Source organism: uncultured Brevundimonas sp. (assembly GCF_963974615.1).
In the GTDB taxonomy this organism is placed as follows: Bacteria; Pseudomonadota; Alphaproteobacteria; order Caulobacterales; family Caulobacteraceae; genus Brevundimonas.
Genome location: NZ_CAXBDH010000004.1, coordinates 92,084 through 109,060 on the forward strand (window position 1 = coordinate 92,084; position 16,977 = coordinate 109,060).

The following is a 16,977-nucleotide window of genomic DNA, read 5'->3' on the forward strand; positions in this document are numbered from 1 at the left end:
GGTCAAATGCGCCAGCCCTGCGGTCAGGAGAATGCACAGCACAAGACCGACCAAAACGCGCGTTCTCAGCGGATGTTCGGACTGTACCTTGTGTGCGCCAGGCGACCCGGGCGACGACGCGGAGTCCCCGTTCCGCCGGCGCGGATTTGACCAGGGGGCGTTGGGTGTTGCGTCCGCCCTCCCCACACCGAGCCCCGGGCCCTTCGTCAACCGGACAGAACGCGAGTTACGGCACACAGCTGTCGATGCATTCATTTCGCGCTGGTGGCGAAATAGGTCTCGAGCTCGTCGACCAGATCGAGTTCTGCCTTTGCCCTGCGACCCGCATCCGCACTGTCATGGGCGTGAACGGCAGTCTTCAGACCGACAACGGAGGCTCCAAACCGACCCCTTAGCCCGACATCCGAAATCCGGGGTTCGATCTCAGCCCACCGTGCTGCGGCATAGTCTGCGGCAACAACGGCGTCGTCCCACCGGATGGGCGTGGCCGAGACATCAACGGCATACCGGAATCCGGCATAGTCCAGAAGACTGACCTGAACGGGCACGACCGCTGTCCCATCACCGGCGGAAACGAACAGGCGGAAGGCTTCGATCGATGCAATCGCCAGATCGGCGCGTGCCATCGAGCCCCGGGCCCGTTCTATCACCTGGAGATACAGAGCCAGTTCGCCAGCGGGGCGGGACTGCAGCAGATGACTGTCACGGGCCGCTGCGACCTTCGCCTGCGCGATCATGGTATCCAGCTGGCCCGGCGTCGCGGTCGCAGCCTGTTCCGTCAGGGTCTCGAAATACTCCGACGCCGCGAGGGGGGCTGCGACCGGGGCACCGGATGTGGACGCAGCGGCTCCTGGAACGGCGACGGTCGGCTCGGCAGGCGGAGCCGGGTTTGTCTTCTGACAAGCCGTCGCCGAAAACAGGGTCAAACCCGCCAGGGCGAAGAGTGCGACGCGGTGTGCGCCGACGGGGGCGTGAGCTAATGTCATTCCGGAGCCTTTTGAAACAGGGGGTGTCGTTGGATAAACGGCACCGCCAGGCCACCACCTCAAATCGAGGCGGGCAGGAGGCAGTTTCGTGACTCAGGCCTCCATCCGGATCCGGCCATCCTCCATGCGCACAACCCTGTCGGCATAGGCCTCCAGGCGGGGATCGTGACTGACGCAGACCACACCCGTACCCTCATCCAGAGCCGTCGCCCTGAGCATCTCGGCGATCTGCCGTCCATTGCTGGAGTCCAGGGCCGAGGTCGGTTCATCGGCGAAAATCAACCGGGGTCGTTTCGCCAGCGCCCGGGCGATGGCGACGCGTTGGCGTTCCCCACCCGAAAGCGAGTCCGGCCGGTTCTTCAGGCGATGACCGAGCCCCACATCTTCCAGAACACTGGAGGCCCGGGTATCGGCCAGTCGGCGCTTCAGACCCTGCCGACGCAGAACGATGCTCACCTGCTCCATCGCCGTCAGAGCCGGAATGAGATGAAACCCCTGAAAGATGAAACCGAACGAGGCCAGCCTCAGGGCGTCGCCCTGGTGACGACTGAGACCGGTCAAATCCTGCCCGAGAACCTCGACCTGGCCTCCATCCGGCGTCAACAGTCCGGAGGCGATCGCCAGCAAGGTCGACTTTCCCGAGCCCGACGGCCCCGAAACCATGACGAACTCTCCTCGCTCGACACTGAAGTCTGTCGGGAAAAGCGCGGTCACAGGACCGCCGCCCGTGACGTAGGTTTTTCCGATGCCGCGCGCCGTGAGGACGGGATCACGCTTCATGCCGCCCCTCCCCGCGCCAGGCTCAACAACACCCGCTGCCGCAGAAGCTGGGCCTGGGCCTGGGCAACCGCCAATCCGGCATCCTCGAGCGCGACACGAGCAGTCGCCATCGCGACACCATCGATAACCCCCTCATGGTGACGTCGCTCGGCCAGACGAAAACGAGTCTGCGCCCCGTCAAAATGTCGCCGGGCCAGCGCCAGCTCCGCCGATGCAGCGGCATCGTGTTGCACGGTGCTCTGCAGATCGAGCCAACCGTCTACCACGGCCTTGCGCCAGGCCAGTTCAGCCAGGTCTGCGTCGGCCGACGCCTGGGCGACGCGAGCCCGATTGGCTCCTCCGTCTACCACGGCATGAGTCAGGCTGGCCGCCGCCGCCCAGGCCAGGGCACGGACGTCCAGCAGGGCGGCGAAGGCGGCGTCGGGCGTTCCCAGGGCGGCGACAATCCTGAACCCGGGTCGGGTTGCCGCAATCGCTGCAGCGCGATGGGAATCCGCGGCCTGGAGTCGAGCAAAGGCGGCCCGTACCTCTGGTCGGGCGTCTACGTCGTCAGAGGCCACGGTCTCGCCCGGAACGGTAACAACCTCAGGAAGATTACCGGGGGAAATTTCAAGGTCGGCCACACCGCCCAGCAGGGCCTGAAGTCGCAATCGTTGAACAATGGCTTCAACCGATGCGGCCTGCTCGGCGGCAGCGGCGTCTGCGACCATGGCACCGGCCTCAAGGACATCGTCTTCACTGGCGGATCCCGCACCCGCCCGTATACGGATCAGGTCACGACGACTTCCGATGAACCCGGACCTTCTCCTGGCCGAGGCCTCTGCCTGTTGCGCATAGCGAAAATCCACATAGGCCGTCACCGTCCTGGCCGCGACTAGGTGTCGGGCTGCTTCGACTTCGATCGCGTTGGCAGCCGTCTCGCTGTCCGCGGACGCAATCTCCTGCTTGAGCCGGCCCCACAGGTCGACCTCATAGCTCGCCTCCAGGGTCGGCGAAGCGCCGACCCGACTCCGACCGAAGGTTTCCCCGCCGGTCACACCGGAAAGGCCGGTATCGATCTGGATTGACCGACCGGAGCGCGCGAGGGCGGCGTCGGCTTCAGCGCGTTCCAGACGCGCCAGGGCAGACTTTATGTCGAGATTGGTCAGGTCGGCCCTGCGCAACAGGGCGCGCAACTCGGGATCGTCAAAATCCTCGCGCCACGACGTGGGGGCTGTGGGCACCAGAGAAAGGGCCGTGGGCCGCTCTGTCTGGGGCACCCCGGCACAGGCTCCGAGCGCCAGCATCACAACCATCATCGCACAGACAAATGACTTGCTCATGGTGCAATCCGCACGAGGACCCGCTGGCCGAGACGAAGGGCGTCACCCCCCTGCAGGCTGAGGACGATCTCGAGACTGCGGGTGTCAGTCGGTGCGGTTGGGTCACCGGGGATGGTCGACGGCCCGTACATCGCCGCCACCCGCTCGATCCGGGCGGGAAAGGATCTCGACGGATTGGCCTCCAGGCTGACCGTGGCCGTCATGCCTGGATGCAACCGGTCGGCAAAAGCCTCATCCAGTTCAGCCCGCACGATCCGAGCGCCGTCCGGCTCCAGCAGAAACAACGGTGTACCGGCCGCGACCCATGTACCGTTGGAAACAGATCGTCGGATCACCCGTCCGGCGACCGGTGCCGTCAGCCTGCGAGCATCGACTGCATAGGCATCGAGACGACGGTGCGCCCGAGCCGCAGCGGCCGAGCGTCGAGCAATGGCCAGTCCGGCACGAGCCTCTCGGGAGGCCTGCAGGGACTGGTCCGCCTCTTGCTGCGTGCCGGCATCGGCCGAGGCGAGTCTCTGCAGACGGGCTGCGTCTGCCTCGGCCCCGGCGAACCGGACAGCGGCACTCGTGGCCCGGGCATCCGCCTCAGCGATGTCAGCCCCCGAAGCGTCAAGGGTCAGTCGTGCCAGACGGTCGTCGAGTCGAGCCACGACCGCGCCCGCCGCGACCTCATCGCCCTCTTTCAGATCGACGGTCCGGATGATCCCGTCAGTCGGGGCCGCGATGGAGATCAGGCCCGGGTCCGCATCAATGGTGCCCCGTCCCACTGCGATCGGCGGAGGACCGTCATGTTCAGTCGCGGCGGATGCCCGGTCCGGACCATCGCAGGCGGCGAGCGAGATCAGAACGGCGATCAGGAGAGGAATGTGAGGTTTCATAGCAGCAGGCTCGCAGGGTCGGCCAAGGCCACGCGTCGCAGCGCCCAGGCGCCGGACCCGAGGGCCACAAGAATGATGAGGATCCCGGCCGCGACCATCATGGGCAGGGACAGAATGATCGGCACACCCTGGGCCCGGGCGACGAACGCCAGGAGAACGGTCAACACTCCGGCCGCCGCAAGGCCTGCGACGCCGACCCAGGCGCTCTGCTCCAGCACGATGACTCTGAGAGACCCCATCGAAAACCCGAGCGCCCGCAGTGCGGCGTACTCCTTGATCGAGCCCACGACAGCGGCGGTCAAAGTCTGGCTGGTGATGATGACGGCAACGGCGAGAGCAACAATACTGCCGAACAGAAAGGCCACGCCGGCACCGGATTCCGACAACCAATAGCGGGTCGTCCTGTCAGCAAAGGCTCCGGCGTCAAGCGCCTCGAAGCCGCTGCTCTGTCCAATCCTGTTGAGTCGGCGCGCCGCGGTGGTCGCGGCCGCGGACGAGTCAAACCTGGCCAGGACATAGGCGACCATGCCCTCAGGTCCCGCCGCCGGATCGAGGCTTCGGGTCGTGGGCAGGGAGGCGATGACATTGACGCCCCCCAGACCGCGCAGACCGTGGGTCAGCCCGGCCACGCGGACCCGCCGACCGTTGATCTCGACCATGTCCCCCAGACGCACACCCAGCTTGTGGATGTCGCCGTCATCGATCAGGACGGCCCCTGGTTCGGCCAGGCTGGCCCGCTGCTCCGGAGTCAGAGTCGTCGCCAGCGCCAGTGCACCGGGGTCGAGCGAAACACCGACGATATAGACGTTGACCATGCCCTGGCTTTCGGTACGCCACTCGCCCGAACCCCACAGAAAGGGTTCGACCTGGCGCACGCCGGGCTGCATCCACGCCGACATTTCGGCCTGATCACTGATGGGTCGCCCCAGATCGACGCTCTGAACCCCGGGATATCCGATCCACAGATCCGCTGACGAGCGGGTCACATACAGGCTGGACAGCGAGAATATGCCCAGGATCAGTGCCGCCTGCAGAAGGACCAGAAGACCGGAAAAGGCGACGGCGACCACAGCCGGCGAAAACCGGCGCCAGTCATGGATCAGGCTCTTGAGCCCCAGCGACATCATGGGCGATCCCGCCCGATCAGCCAGACTCCAGCGAGGACGGTGAGCCCCCCCAGGACCTGCAATCCACCAATCGGTTCGTGGAAAAGGGTCCAGCCCGCGACCATGACCAGAAGATACCCCAGGGCCAGCATCGGAAAGGCCGCGCTCAGCTTGATCTCGGCAAGGACGATCATCCACGTCGCCATGCTGAGAACTTCGATGACCAGTAGCAGTGGGCCCCATGGCTGACTCAGGGCGGCTATCAGCCAGTCCACGCCGAACGGCATGCCCTGAAGCGCCAGTGCGGTGAATTTGGATGCCACCTGATAGCCAAGGCCCAGCAGGGGCAGACCCAGACACAAAGCAACGAGCGACAGACGGCGACTGACCGTTCCCTGTTCAGTATCCCGGCTCCAGATCGTCATGCCGCCGGCCTCAGCGTGGGGTCCGCCGCGAACAGGGGAGCCACCAGGTTCAGCCCGCGGTTCATCAGGCGATTGCGATGCCGGAAATACAGGCTGGTGCCGATCAGGGTGCTGCCCAGCCGCAGCTTGATGTCATAGGCGGCCGCCCCGCTCTGATAACGCGCGAGGCTCACCTCAAGACAATAGTCTATATTGTTGAACCAACTAAGAAAATATAGATCCAAAGCTCGCCCGCGGTCGCCGTCCATGACGAAGAATTTGTCCGTCAGGATGTCGTCGCCGCGCAGCAGCATATTCACGGCCAGCAAGTCGTTGCCGGACCAGTACAGGCCATAAACGGCCCGTTCTCCCATTGCCGTGGACACGCCAGAAAAATAGTCCGGCGTCAGGTCTTCGAACTGCATGTCGGCGCGGTCACGGGTCTGGCGGTACAGCGCCATTGTCTGGTCGAGCACTCCATTGAGGTCATGCCGCCATTCCAGTCGCACCTTCGCGCGGTTGCGAAGCTTGCGACGCATATCCTTGCGCGTTCCCGGCGACAGGGTCGCCAGATAGGCCTCAAGCGTGTGGAAGGCGATGTCGAGGCTGGCGACGGGCAAACCGGCGATGCCGCGATATCCTCGCGCGCCAGCGACCGCATTCCACAAAGGTGCCTGGTGGGTCGGTACGTCCTTGACGCCCATCAGGTGCGCCCCGCCCCGTGCCGCCTCGGCCTCAAAGGCGTCCAGTATCAGCCGCAGCAGCGCGGGCTGTCGGCCCGGACCGGCCTCGGGGGAGAATCCCAACGGCAGCATCTCAGTGCAGGGCGAGCCAAGGCAGGCCAGAGGCAGGATCAACATATTGGGAAACACACGGCGAACGCCCGCGATCATCCGCCGCCCCACGTCTCCCAAAGTCGTATCAAGTGCATAGGTTGTCAGGAACATCGGCACTGCCGCCAGCAGCCGTCCGGCATCCTCGACGACCACATAGCGCCAATCGAACGCGTCGAGGCCCGCGGTCTCGACCGCTCGCAGATAGGCGAAGGATTCGACTTCATCCGGAAAAAGACGGTCCCACGACTCGCGACCGATATCGGCAATCGAAGTGACGACGCGCGCTTCAGGCATGGGCGGCTTCCAGCGCAGACACTCTGGTTCCGTGGCGGGCGAAAAAGCCGGCCGACAGTTCCGCGACCAGGTCGCGCTCCCGATCCACATGAATCATGTGGAAGCTGTCATTCAGAAAAGTCAGCTCGGTAGAGCCCGCGAGGCAGGCTTGCAGACGGTGCGCGTTCCCGGGGCTGCTCATGTCGTCTTCGCGGGCGTGCAGAATCAAAGTTGGTGTTGTGATGGTAGGCCCGACAACCTCGACCCGGCGCCCCAGACGGTAGAGCTGATAAAGGGCCCCCAGGGGCATGGTGTCGATCGCGCCGTCTATCAGCCCTCCGGTCGAACTGGCGGCCAGTGCTCTCAGCCGTTCATCCTTGAGCCCGAAAGGCGAAGGCTCATTAATGGCGATACGGCGCAGGCCCGGCAGGTTGGCGACCAGTTGAATCACCGGAGCGCCCATGGCCCATCGCGGCATGTTCCAGCCGTCGTACTCAAAGGTCATCGAATAGGCGGCTACGCTGCGGATCGCCGGTGTTTCTGCTGCCAACAGCAACGCCAGGGCCCCACCGGCGCAGATGCCCGCGACATGAACCTCGTCGACCTCCCTGGCGAACGCTTCATGGGCGATCCGGACACTGTCGAGCCAGGCCCGCCAGTCGGTGCGCAGCAGATCGGCTTCCGTGCCACCGTGTCCCGCCAGCTGAGGGCAGAAGCAGGAAAAACCCCGGCGACGCAGGCGCTTGGCCAGAGGTCTCATCTCTCCCGGAGCGCCGGTCATGCCATGCAACAGCAAGACGCCTTTTCCGCTGTCGTGCGATACTGAAAAACTTCGATCGGGAATCCCCCGGCCATCCTCGCGCGACATCGGAAGGCCTTTCAATGTGGAGGGAAGGTCGGTCATGCGGCGGACAGGCCGACGCACATGACGCCTGCAAGGATCAGCACGGCCCCCACCGCCTGTTCGAACGTCATCCGCTCCTTGAGCAGCAGGGCACCTGCCGCCGGGACCCCCGCGTAGGACAGCGTCATCAGCGGGAAGGCGACGACGAGCGGAACGGACTGCAGGACCACGATCCAGATCGCCGTCTGCGCCACCCACAAAACGATTCCGGCCCACAACCAAGGCTCACGGACGAGAGCCATCGCGTAGTTTTCGCGCCCGGCTGCCCGGTTCGCCGCGAGCTTGAAGGTCAGTTCGTGCGCGATCTCCGCGGAGATGCACAGTCCGATCAGTCCGAAAGCGGACCAGCTAAGCGGGCTCACTGGACCACCCGCTCGAAGCAGTCGAGTAGGGCAATGTTCACCGCCTCATTGAGTCGCTTCGCGCCCGGCGACGGTGACGCCCAGGGTTGATCCAGCAGGGCTTCGCCCCGCTTCATCAAGCCGTCGAATCCCTTGCCGCCGTAACGCGGACGCGACCAGTCTCCGGTCACGTCCGCACCGATCAGCCGGCGGCCGCTCGCGACCACGCCGATCAGCGTCTTGAGGTAGTCCAGGCCGATCTCGCCCTGATCCCAGTTGGTCGCGGCGTCGCTGGGTTTCAGAACGTCCTTATCGACGGTCACATAGACGGCGTCGGTCTGGATCCGTTCATAGAGAAGCGAGGCGAAGGCCGACTTTCCAAGGGTTTCAATCGTTGGCCAACGCCGACCGAACAGATCCAGTGCGCCGCCTTGAGGGGCCCGGTAGGCATACATCTCCAGCAGACCATCATGTATCAGGGCCGCATCCGCCGCGTCCGTCCCCGGCACGTCGATATCCGGGCTGCACACGCCGACCGTAATCACCTTCTCGACACACGGGATGCGCGCCGCGGCTCCCACCCAGGAGCCGCAATGCAAGCCGTTTTCAAACCTTACCCAATCGGGATGATTGTCGAAATGAACCACCGTTACAGCTGGATTGCCCGCGGCCTCACACGCATGCCGAAGCAATGAGGGTGTGACATGATGGAAGTCACCCGAGCCGCTGAAGGTAAGCACCGGTTGACCGTCATTGGGCAACGCCTTCCTGAGGCGCGCCTCAAGGGCCAGTAGCGGGTCTGGCCGGCTCCACAACCGGATCGCCGGCCCCAGATCGCGACAGTCCAGCGTTTGACCCGCGCCCGCACCGATCCGGGAGGTCAGCGTCGCCTGACCGATCAGGGCGTCGTCGAGATGTAAAAGGATCGGACGCACGCGCCGCTTCAGATCGCCGTGCATCGGCGCAGCAGGATGTCGAGCAACTCGATCGCCAGATCGATCTCCTCGAAGGTGATTTCCAGCGATGGTGCCAGCGTGATGACGTTCTTGTAGTAGCCACCCACGTCAAGGATCAGCCCGAAGGTTCCGCTCCCGGCCTTGAGGTCGGCCTTCATGCCTTCGTCGGCCATGAGGTCGAGCAGCTTCTTGTTGGGCGTGAAGCCGTCGGCCTCGCAGATCTCGCACCGCAGGGCGAGCCCGAGTCCATCCACGTCGCCGATCTGTGGCCAGCGCGTCTGAAGCTCGCGGAGCCCCTCAAGGAAATAGGCCCCTTTGGCCATGACGGCCGCGCCATAGTCGACTTCGGAGACCATTTTCAGGGCCTCGAGCGCCACGGCGGTTCCCATCGGATTGGAGTTGAACGTCGAGTGGGTCGATCCCGGCGGGAACATCTCCGGGCTGATAAGCTCTTCGCGGGCCCACACGCCTGACAGGGGGTTCAGGCCGTTCGTCAGGGCCTTTCCAAACACCAGAACGTCCGGCTGGACTCCAAAATGCTCGATCGCCCACAACTTTCCTGTGCGGAACATCCCCATCTGGATTTCGTCGACAACCAGCAGAATGCCGTGCTGATCGAGCACCTTCTTCAACTCGGTGAAGAAGTTCGGCGGCGGTATGACATAGCCGCCCGTCCCCTGGATCGGCTCGACATAGAAGGCGGCGAACTCTGCCTGACCAGTCTTGGTGTCAAGCACGCCGTTGTATTCCGTCTCAAACAGGCGAGCGAATTTCTGGACACAGGCGTGGCCGTATTCCTCCTTGCTCATCCCCTTGGGCCCGCGGAAATGATAGGGAAATTCTATAAACTGGGCCCGGTCACCAAAGTGGCCGAAGCGGCGTCGATAACGATAGGATGAGGTGATTGCGGAGGCCCCGAGCGTGCGTCCGTGATAGCCGCCCTCGAACGCGAACATCAGCTGTTTTCCGCCGCTCGCATTGCGGACCAGCTTGAGCGAATCCTCGACGGCCTGGGCACCGCCGACGTTGAAATGTACGCGCCCCTTGCGCCCGAATTTCCGTTCGGCGTCCTGGGCGATCATCGCCGCCAGTTCGACCTTCTCCCGGTGCAAATACTGGGATGCGACCTGGGGCAGGCGGTCCAACTGCCGATGGGCGACCGCATTCAGACGCGGGTTGCGGTAGCCGAAATTGACGGCCGAGTACCACATCTGCAAATCGAGGAAGCGGCGTCCCTCGGCATCAAACATGTAGGATCCCTCGCAGGTTTCGAAGAATTTGGGATCGGCCATGTAGTGGACGGTATCGCCGTGCGAACAGTATTCCGCCTCCAGGCGACGGAGTTCTGCCTCGTCAAGAACCGGAAGAACCGAGGCGGGGGTCAGGGTGTCGTACATGATTGGGGTCCGGCTCTAGAGAATGGCTTGCTGGAGCGATTGGGCATCGACGAGCGCGGCCAGGATCATCGTGACATCGGTGAAACTGTCGAAGGGATGGAAGCGGCGCCCCCTTGCCCTGGCGTAGGTCGCGAGGCGGTCCTTGGCGAAAAGGATGTCGACACGTCGCGACACGCAGAAGTCAGACGTCCCGTCACCGATGAAGACGATGTCTTCGGGGCGAAACGGCACGGCACCGGCAGCAACACATTTGCAGACGCCCGTGCCGCCTGCGCAGCCGTAACGCACCCATGGCTGGTCCAGCTCGCGGCGACCTGGCTCACCGGCCAGTCGGTTTGAGACGACAGGAACCCGCGACAATCCCATCCGGGCCAGTAGCCGACCGATAAAATAATCGACGCCATCGCTGAGAATAGTGACGGAGATGGCATTGGCTTCGGCCCAGGCCACGAAGTCCACGAAGCCGGGGTCGATCTCTACCTGATCCAGAACGGCATCGAGCTCGGCGTCAGTACCGTTGATCATGGCGATCTGGCGTCGCATGCATTCGGCGGCGCTGATCTTGCCCGCCACCCACTCGGCCTCAACATCTTGCCAGGCGGGGTCCGCCAGGGAGGACAAAACAAAATCAGTGGTATCGCTTCGGCTGATCGTTCCGTCGAAATCGCAGAAAATGCGCATTCGGTGACCTCGCAATGAACCGCGTCCATGCGGTCTGATTGGAAGGACGACGCCTGCAATGCCTTGCCTCAAAAATATCCAGACGGCATGAAAGGACTTCACTGGAACGGCGCATCTTCGTCGGCGGGGACAGTACGACGCGTGTCGAATTCAGGACCCAACGATCAAATTGTCGAGCGCCCGCCGGGCCTGCTGGAAACCTATCTCGACCAGCGCGAAGCCATGAGCCGGTTCTTCCGCGCCCGCATGGGCAGTGAAGCCGACGTCGAAGATCTCCTTCAGGAACTATACCTGAAGGTCGCGGGACATGACCCCGGCCATGCGGACATCCAGAGTCCCCGCGCGTATCTCTATCGCCTTGCCTCCAATCTCCTGGTGGACCGTTGGCGCGCCTGGCAGAGGTCCAGAGCGCGAGACAGTGCCTGGCGGATGACCACCCGCACGCCCGGCGTTGCAGAAGACGTCGACGACGCGCCGTCGCCCGAGGCGGTTCTCCTCGACCGTGATCGTCTGAACCAACTCCAACGGATCATAGCCACCCTGCCCCAGCGCACCCGGACCATCTTCCGCCTGCACAAGTTCGAGGGCGTCAGCCACGCAGACGTGGCCAAGCGGTTGGACATTTCGCGAAGCTCCGTCGAAAAACACATGATGGACGCGCTGCGCGCTCTGGCCGAAAAGATGGAACCATGAGCGTCTCTTTTTTGCCGCATACCCCAAAAACACGAAAGGCGATGGCTGCACGGTGTCGTTATGTCGTCAAAGGACGTCGCGAGACGCCCGACGTTGGGAAGACATGACGATGAGACCGCAGATCAAGGAAAAGGCACTGCAGTGGTTCGTCCGACTGCAGGATGCCGAAGCGACCGAGGAAGACTGGTTGGCATTTGTTGACTGGCAGGAGGCTGACGACGAGCATCGCCGGGCCTACAATCTGCTCGAGCAGACTTGGGCCGCCGTCGATCTGACTGACGTCCAGCTTGAACCTGCCAATGACAAATCCTCGCCGCTCGGTGAGCTTGTGACGACGCGACGTCCGCCAAGAAGGACGTGGCTGATAAGCGGGCTTGGCATTGCTGCAGCCATGGTGGTCACGGTCGGGTTATGGCCCCACCTGACCGGCACCGGCGTGACCCAAACCTACCACGCGACGACTGCCCCGATGACCGTTGACCTCGCCGACGGTTCTCATGTCTATCTGAACCGCGACACCGACCTGAGTGTCCGCCTGGGTCGTAAACAGCGCTCCGCGACGATCGAGCGAGGCGAGGTCGCTTTCGACGTGAACCACGACCCGTCCAGGCCCTTTTCGGTCAAGGCGGGGGATCGGTCCGTGCGGGTGCTCGGAACCGCTTTCAATGTGCTGCGCCATGGCGACCAATTTCGCGTCAGCGTCGCGCGAGGCGTTGTCTCCGTGACCGCGCCAGGGCTTTCCGCGCCCGTCCGTCTCAAGGCGGGCCTGCAACTGGACCAAACGCGGTCAGGGCCGGTCGACGTTTCCCGGATCGAACCGGGTCAGGCCTTCTCCTGGCGCGAGGGGGTACTGGTGTATCGGGACCGTCCGATCGGCGATGTTGCCGCCGATCTGTCCCGCTATCTGGCCACCCCCGTCGTGGTCGACCCGTCCGCCCGCGCGATCCGCTTCACGGGCTCGCTTCAGATCGGCGACGAACAGGCGATGCTCGGCAAGCTCGGCGACTACCTTCCGGTAACCGTGAACCGGTCAACGGATGGAATCCGACTGTCCGCGCGAGCCGGCAGCTAGTTGCGGGGGCTACGCGACCCTTCGAGACGGGGTGGCTCCCTGGGTGCGTGCGCGCTGGCAGCGGTCTGGCTGGGATTGAGCCTCTCGCCCGTCCAGGCTCAAACGCCATCGACGCAACTGACGCTGAGGATCGCCGCCCAGCCGCGATCGGATGCGCTTCTCGACCTCGCGCTCCAGGCGCGTCTGTCGATGGGCGGAGATCTGCCGAGGTGCAGTGGCTACAGCCCCGCGATCAGCGGCCGTATGTCTGTCGAGGTGGCGCTGACCCGCTTGCTGGCGGGCTCCGGCTGCGACCACGTGGTCGAGCGGGACGGATCGGTCACTATCCGCAGACTGCGCCAGGCACGACCCCGACCGGCACCGACGGCCGCACCAACAGCCATTCAGACTGATATCGTTTCCCAGGTCAGCGATATCGTGGTGACGGCCACGCGCCGGCCCGAGTTCCCTCAGCGCGCTCCATCCGCCATGAGCGGCCTTTCCGGACTTCAGCTAGAAACGGCACGTATCGACGACATCACCGATCTCTCGACCGTTGTCGCGGGCATGACCGTCACCAACCTGGGTCCAGGTCGCAACAAGGTCTTCCTGCGCGGCATGTCTGACGGCGCCTTCACCGGCCTCACGCAGTCGACCGTGGCGCTGTACCTCGACTTTGTGCCGATCACCTACAACGCCCCGAATCCTGACCTGAAGCTGCTGGATGTGGACCGGGTCGAAGTCCTGCGCGGCCCCCAGGGCACGCTCTATGGAACAGGTCCGATCGGCGGAGTTGTGCGGATCGTGACCCGGCGCCCCGCCTTTGACGCTCCGACCCTGGACATTTCGACGACGCAATCCGTCACGGAATCCGGCGGGGCAGGCAGTGACTATTCGGCGACGGGAAACCTGCCCCTACCTGGCGGAAGGATCGCTGCGCGCGCTACGGTCTACACGGAGACCTTCAGCGGCTATATCGATGATCCGGGGCTGCAGCTTCGCAATGTAAACGGGGGTGCGCGTGACGGTGCGCGTCTGGCGCTCTCGGCCCAGATCACCCCCGACTGGCAGCTTACGGGCGGCCTGGTCCTACAATCGATCAATACCGACGACACCCACTACGGAACCCGCGCGCTCGGTCCCCTGAAGCGCGCCAATCGGGTTCAAGAACCGCACGACAATGATTTCCAGGAATCCTACATCACGCTCGAGGGTCAGGGCCGGTGGGGCCGCGTCGTGGCCTCTGTCGCCGAGGTCGCCCATCAATATGACAGCCGGTTCGATGCGACCGCTGCCCTGCCTGCGTTCGGAGCCGTCGGCGACACCGGCGCACTGGACGAGAGCAAGGCAGTCGACCTTCTCGTGGGAGAGCTCACCTACGCCTCGCTCCAGTCCGGCCGACTGCGATGGCTTGCCGGCGGGTTCTTCTCCACCAGCTCAACGACAGGCGCGACGGCGCTGTCCGTTCTTCATCCGGGGATCGCCAGCGTCTATCGGGAAGATCGGACCGATACGCTCAACGAAACGGCGGTGTTCGGCGAGGTGTCGTACGACCTGACCGACCGCCTCACCGCCATTGCAGGCGTCCGCTGGTTCAGCTTCGACTACGACACGACGTCCGAGGTCGTCCAGGGTCTGGATAGACGCGGGTTCACCGGGAGCGACACGGCGACAGGACTATCGCCGAAACTGGCGCTGGCCTACCGCGCCACGGATGGGCTGAATCTCTACGCTCAGGCCTCCCAGGGGTATCGCGCCGGCGGTTTCAATACGGCCGGGCCAATCGGCCAGCCGTTCACCGGGACGACCGGAACCCCAAGTCGGGAGTATCTCCCGGACGAGCTCTGGAATTTTGAGATCGGCGCCAAGGCGATCCTTTGGGACGGACGCGCAAGTGCGCGCATCGCCGTATTTCACGCCACCTGGAGCGACATCCAGAGCGACCAGTTCCTGCCGAGCGGCCTGGCCTATGCGGTCAATGTCGGGGATGGATCCAACCGGGGCGTTGAGGTGGAAGCGAACTGGAAAGTCTCCGAAGAGTTCGAGCTTCGGAGCAATGCGGTTCTCGTCGATCCCCAGATCACCAGACCGAGTCCGGGCTTTGATTCCCGCGGCGATTCCGGCCTGCCGGGCGTGCCAGGCTTTTCGGCCAATCTGGCGGCAACCTACCGCCACCGCCTCGCGGGCGGGCTACAGGCCACTGCGAATGCCAATCTTGTTTATGTGGGACGCTCCAGCCTGACGTTCGACGCACCGGAACAACTTCGTATGGGCGACTACCTTACGGGCAACCTGTCAGCGGGCCTTGAAGGAGAAAGCTGGACCTTGCTGGCTTTCATCGACAACCCGCTGAACAGCCACGCCAACACCTTTTCCTTCGGCGATCCTTTCCGGCTCATCGACGGTGGTGTCGTCACTCCATTACGCCCCCGGACGATCGGCCTCTCCCTTCACCTGCGGCGCTGACCATCGGCCGACCCTTCGGCCAAGGAGTGTCGTATGTTGAAATGGCTTGTCGAAACGACCCTGGGTCGCCTGGTTCGCACTGGAAATCTGTCGGTAATCCTGCCTGACGAGACACGCGTGACGATGGGCGACGGCACCGGCGAACCGGTGGAAGCTCGACTTGCCGACACGCGCGCAGTGCTGTCGCTTCTGCTGCAACCTGAACTGCGAACGGGAGAGCTGTTCACCGACGGCCGCCTCGTCATGATTCAGGGAACCATCTACGATTTCCTTTGCCTGGTATTGAGCCAACCGCAGGAACGGGCGTCCGGCACCGCCCGGGCGATTGAGCGAATACGACAAACCATTTCACTGTGGGGCCAGCGAAACGACCCCGGTCGATCGCGCCGCAATGTCGCCCACCACTACGATCTCGGAGATGCCTTCTATTCGCTCTTCCTCGATCCTGACTGGCAGTATTCCTGCGCCTATTTCGAGCACCCGGGTCAGAGCCTCGCCGATGCTCAACTGGCCAAAAAGCGGCACATCGCCGCCAAGATGGTCCTGCGCCCCGGTGACCGGGTTCTGGACATTGGCTGCGGCTGGGGCGGGATGGCCCTCTATCTGGCAGGCGTGGCGAAGGTCGGAAGTGTCGTCGGCGTGACTCTATCGGATGAGCAACTTGCGCGGGCTCAGGCAAGGGCGGTCCAACAGGGTGTAGAGGATCTGGTGGAATTCCGGCTTCAGGATTATCGGGCCGTGCCGGAAACCTTCGATCGCATCGTCTCGGTCGGCATGTTCGAACATGTGGGACTGAAATTCTACGAGCCGTTTTTCGATACCTGCCGGGACCGGTTGACCGAAGATGGCGTGATGCTGCTGCACACGATCGGATCCTCCGACGAACCGACCACAACCAACCCCTGGCTGACCCGCTACATTTTCCCGGGAGGCCATTTGCCGTCCTTGTCGGACATGACTCGGGTCATTGAGAGGGCCGGTCTGATCGTGACCGATGTAGAAGTACTGCGGCTCCACTATGCCGCCACCCTGCGGGCCTGGCGGGTTGCCTTTATGGCCAGTCGTACCGAGGCCTGCGCCATGTTTGACGAGCGGTTCTGTCGCATGTGGGAGTTCTACCTCTCCATGGCGGAGGCCGCGTTCCGGTATGAAGACATCGTGATTTTCCAGATCCAGATCGCCCGGAGTCAGGAGACTGTTCCCCTGACCCGGCGCTACATCGACGAAGCCGAAACCCGGTTGAGAGATCGCGAGACATCGGCATCAGATAGCGCGCCTGCGGGACCGGGCGCAGTCGTTACCCGGAGCGGCATGGCCCTGGCGGAATAGCGGCAGAACGCGAAAAGCCCCGGGGCGGGCATTTCAGCTTGTCGATGTCTGGATCGAACCCAACTGAAGGTCCCGCCAATGAGATCTTCGACGCCGTTGTAATGTCACCGCGAGCATCCGCGAAGGTTGGGCAACCTAGTGTGAAGACACACCCGATTGGGGTGAGAGGAGAGACCAGGAATGACTCGCAAGACCTTGATGCTCGGCCTGTCCGCAGCGGCGCTTGTTTCCGCTGCCGCCATCGGCGGGGCGGCCCTTGCCGCAAACCCGATCAACACACACGATGACGAGCGTGGAGAGATCGCGGCGATTACTGCCGCGCGCGTCTCGCTCGCTCAGGCAATTGCCTTGGCCGAACAACAGAGCGGCGGCAAGGCCATGGAAGCGTCGTTTGACGACGAAAGCGGCAATCTGTGGGAAGTCGAAACCCTCGCCAATGGCCAGGTCCAGACCTACACCGTGGATATGACCTCCGGCGCGATCTCGGCCCAGGCGGCTGAAGCGGACGAAAACGAAGGCGCCGAAGACAACGACTGACGAAGACCGGCTCCGTCTCTCTGGAGGCGGGGCCGAT

Annotated in this window: 17 protein-coding genes; 5 read left to right on the forward strand and 12 right to left on the reverse strand. The window is 63.7% G+C overall.

Features of this window, described 5'->3' with window-relative positions; genetic code table 11:
- Positions 1 to 251 precede the first annotated feature (251 nt).
- From AAC050_RS03750 to AAC050_RS03805, 12 genes are all read right to left on the reverse strand, one after another.
- Positions 252 to 986, reverse strand: a complete 735-nt coding sequence (locus AAC050_RS03750) for a hypothetical protein (protein ID WP_339913715.1) — start codon at positions 984 to 986, stop codon at positions 252 to 254.
- A 93-nt stretch (positions 987 to 1,079) separates the two neighbouring features.
- Positions 1,080 to 1,766 carry an ABC transporter ATP-binding protein gene (locus AAC050_RS03755; protein WP_339913716.1) on the reverse strand — a complete coding sequence of 229 codons (687 nt, stop codon included), beginning with the start codon at positions 1,764 to 1,766 and terminating at the stop codon, positions 1,080 to 1,082.
- Positions 1,763 to 3,088 carry a TolC family protein gene (locus AAC050_RS03760; RefSeq protein ID WP_339913717.1) on the reverse strand — a complete coding sequence of 442 codons (1,326 nt, stop codon included), beginning with the start codon at positions 3,086 to 3,088 and terminating at the stop codon, positions 1,763 to 1,765. Before AAC050_RS03760 ends, AAC050_RS03755 begins: the two co-directional genes overlap by 4 nt.
- Positions 3,085 to 3,966 carry an efflux RND transporter periplasmic adaptor subunit gene (locus AAC050_RS03765; protein WP_339913718.1) on the reverse strand — a complete coding sequence of 294 codons (882 nt, stop codon included), beginning with the start codon at positions 3,964 to 3,966 and terminating at the stop codon, positions 3,085 to 3,087. The genes AAC050_RS03760 and AAC050_RS03765 overlap by 4 nt, the downstream gene beginning before the upstream one ends.
- Positions 3,963 to 5,093, reverse strand: a complete 1,131-nt coding sequence (locus AAC050_RS03770; protein WP_339913719.1) for an ABC transporter permease — start codon at positions 5,091 to 5,093, stop codon at positions 3,963 to 3,965. Before AAC050_RS03770 ends, AAC050_RS03765 begins: the two co-directional genes overlap by 4 nt.
- Positions 5,090 to 5,497, reverse strand: a complete 408-nt coding sequence (locus AAC050_RS03775) for a hypothetical protein (protein WP_339913720.1) — start codon at positions 5,495 to 5,497, stop codon at positions 5,090 to 5,092. The genes AAC050_RS03770 and AAC050_RS03775 overlap by 4 nt, the downstream gene beginning before the upstream one ends.
- Positions 5,494 to 6,606, reverse strand: coding sequence for a peptidogalycan biosysnthesis protein (locus AAC050_RS03780; RefSeq protein WP_339913721.1), 1,113 nt, complete (start codon positions 6,604 to 6,606; stop codon positions 5,494 to 5,496). The genes AAC050_RS03775 and AAC050_RS03780 overlap by 4 nt, the downstream gene beginning before the upstream one ends.
- Positions 6,599 to 7,489, reverse strand: coding sequence for an alpha/beta fold hydrolase (locus AAC050_RS03785; RefSeq protein ID WP_339913722.1), 891 nt, complete (start codon positions 7,487 to 7,489; stop codon positions 6,599 to 6,601). The genes AAC050_RS03780 and AAC050_RS03785 overlap by 8 nt, the downstream gene beginning before the upstream one ends.
- Complete coding sequence (locus AAC050_RS03790) at positions 7,486 to 7,851, reverse strand: EamA family transporter (protein ID WP_339913723.1); 366 nt, start codon at positions 7,849 to 7,851, stop codon at positions 7,486 to 7,488. The genes AAC050_RS03785 and AAC050_RS03790 overlap by 4 nt, the downstream gene beginning before the upstream one ends.
- Complete coding sequence (locus tag AAC050_RS03795; RefSeq protein WP_339913724.1) at positions 7,848 to 8,789, reverse strand: arginase family protein; 942 nt, start codon at positions 8,787 to 8,789, stop codon at positions 7,848 to 7,850. Before AAC050_RS03795 ends, AAC050_RS03790 begins: the two co-directional genes overlap by 4 nt.
- Positions 8,774 to 10,183 (reverse strand): aminotransferase class III-fold pyridoxal phosphate-dependent enzyme, encoded by a 1,410-nt coding sequence (locus tag AAC050_RS03800; RefSeq protein WP_339913725.1) that lies wholly within the window; start codon positions 10,181 to 10,183, stop codon positions 8,774 to 8,776. The genes AAC050_RS03795 and AAC050_RS03800 overlap by 16 nt, the downstream gene beginning before the upstream one ends.
- Before the next feature lie 15 nt (positions 10,184 to 10,198).
- Complete coding sequence (locus AAC050_RS03805) at positions 10,199 to 10,864, reverse strand: MtnX-like HAD-IB family phosphatase (protein WP_339913726.1); 666 nt, start codon at positions 10,862 to 10,864, stop codon at positions 10,199 to 10,201.
- Positions 10,865 to 10,891: 27 nt separating this feature from the next.
- Between AAC050_RS03805 and AAC050_RS03810 the strand changes: the two genes are divergently transcribed.
- From AAC050_RS03810 to AAC050_RS03830, 5 genes are all read left to right on the forward strand, one after another.
- Positions 10,892 to 11,557 carry an RNA polymerase sigma factor gene (locus AAC050_RS03810; protein WP_339913727.1) on the forward strand — a complete coding sequence of 222 codons (666 nt, stop codon included), beginning with the start codon at positions 10,892 to 10,894 and terminating at the stop codon, positions 11,555 to 11,557.
- Positions 11,558 to 11,666: 109 nt separating this feature from the next.
- Entirely contained in the window at positions 11,667 to 12,629 is a 963-nt protein-coding gene (locus tag AAC050_RS03815) for a FecR domain-containing protein (protein WP_339913728.1), read from the forward strand.
- Positions 12,630 to 12,704: 75 nt separating this feature from the next.
- The gene (locus AAC050_RS03820) at positions 12,705 to 15,074 is read left to right on the forward strand and encodes a TonB-dependent receptor (protein WP_339913729.1); all 2,370 of its coding nucleotides are present in this window, start codon (positions 12,705 to 12,707) and stop codon (positions 15,072 to 15,074) included.
- Between the two features lie 123 nt (positions 15,075 to 15,197).
- Positions 15,198 to 16,403: a cyclopropane-fatty-acyl-phospholipid synthase family protein gene (locus tag AAC050_RS03825; protein ID WP_339913730.1), complete on the forward strand. Its 1,206-nt coding sequence runs from the start codon at positions 15,198 to 15,200 to the stop codon at positions 16,401 to 16,403.
- 180 nt (positions 16,404 to 16,583) lie between these two features.
- Positions 16,584 to 16,940 (forward strand): PepSY domain-containing protein, encoded by a 357-nt coding sequence (locus tag AAC050_RS03830; protein WP_339913731.1) that lies wholly within the window; start codon positions 16,584 to 16,586, stop codon positions 16,938 to 16,940.
- The last annotated feature ends 37 nt before the right edge of the window (positions 16,941 to 16,977 follow it).

Bases quoted from the DNA above. Each gene is read 5' to 3' on its own strand.
- AAC050_RS03750 (WP_339913715.1), bottom strand. From the start codon at position 986: ATGACATTAGCTCACGCCCCCGTCGGCGCACACCGCGTCGCACTCTTC.
- AAC050_RS03755 (WP_339913716.1), bottom strand. From the start codon at position 1,766: ATGAAGCGTGATCCCGTCCTCACGGCGCGCGGCATCGGAAAAACCTAC.
- AAC050_RS03760 (WP_339913717.1), bottom strand. From the start codon at position 3,088: ATGAGCAAGTCATTTGTCTGTGCGATGATGGTTGTGATGCTGGCGCTC.
- AAC050_RS03765 (WP_339913718.1), bottom strand. From the start codon at position 3,966: ATGAAACCTCACATTCCTCTCCTGATCGCCGTTCTGATCTCGCTCGCC.
- AAC050_RS03770 (WP_339913719.1), bottom strand. From the start codon at position 5,093: ATGATGTCGCTGGGGCTCAAGAGCCTGATCCATGACTGGCGCCGGTTT.
- AAC050_RS03775 (WP_339913720.1), bottom strand. From the start codon at position 5,497: ATGACGATCTGGAGCCGGGATACTGAACAGGGAACGGTCAGTCGCCGT.
- AAC050_RS03780 (WP_339913721.1), bottom strand. From the start codon at position 6,606: ATGCCTGAAGCGCGCGTCGTCACTTCGATTGCCGATATCGGTCGCGAG.
- AAC050_RS03785 (WP_339913722.1), bottom strand. From the start codon at position 7,489: ATGACCGACCTTCCCTCCACATTGAAAGGCCTTCCGATGTCGCGCGAG.
- AAC050_RS03795 (WP_339913724.1), bottom strand. From the start codon at position 8,789: ATGCACGGCGATCTGAAGCGGCGCGTGCGTCCGATCCTTTTACATCTC.
- AAC050_RS03800 (WP_339913725.1), bottom strand. From the start codon at position 10,183: ATGTACGACACCCTGACCCCCGCCTCGGTTCTTCCGGTTCTTGACGAG.
- AAC050_RS03805 (WP_339913726.1), bottom strand. From the start codon at position 10,864: ATGCGCATTTTCTGCGATTTCGACGGAACGATCAGCCGAAGCGATACC.
- AAC050_RS03810 (WP_339913727.1), top strand. From the start codon at position 10,892: ATGCGGTCTGATTGGAAGGACGACGCCTGCAATGCCTTGCCTCAAAAA.
- AAC050_RS03815 (WP_339913728.1), top strand. From the start codon at position 11,667: ATGAGACCGCAGATCAAGGAAAAGGCACTGCAGTGGTTCGTCCGACTG.
- AAC050_RS03825 (WP_339913730.1), top strand. From the start codon at position 15,198: ATGGGCGACGGCACCGGCGAACCGGTGGAAGCTCGACTTGCCGACACG.
- AAC050_RS03830 (WP_339913731.1), top strand. From the start codon at position 16,584: ATGACTCGCAAGACCTTGATGCTCGGCCTGTCCGCAGCGGCGCTTGTT.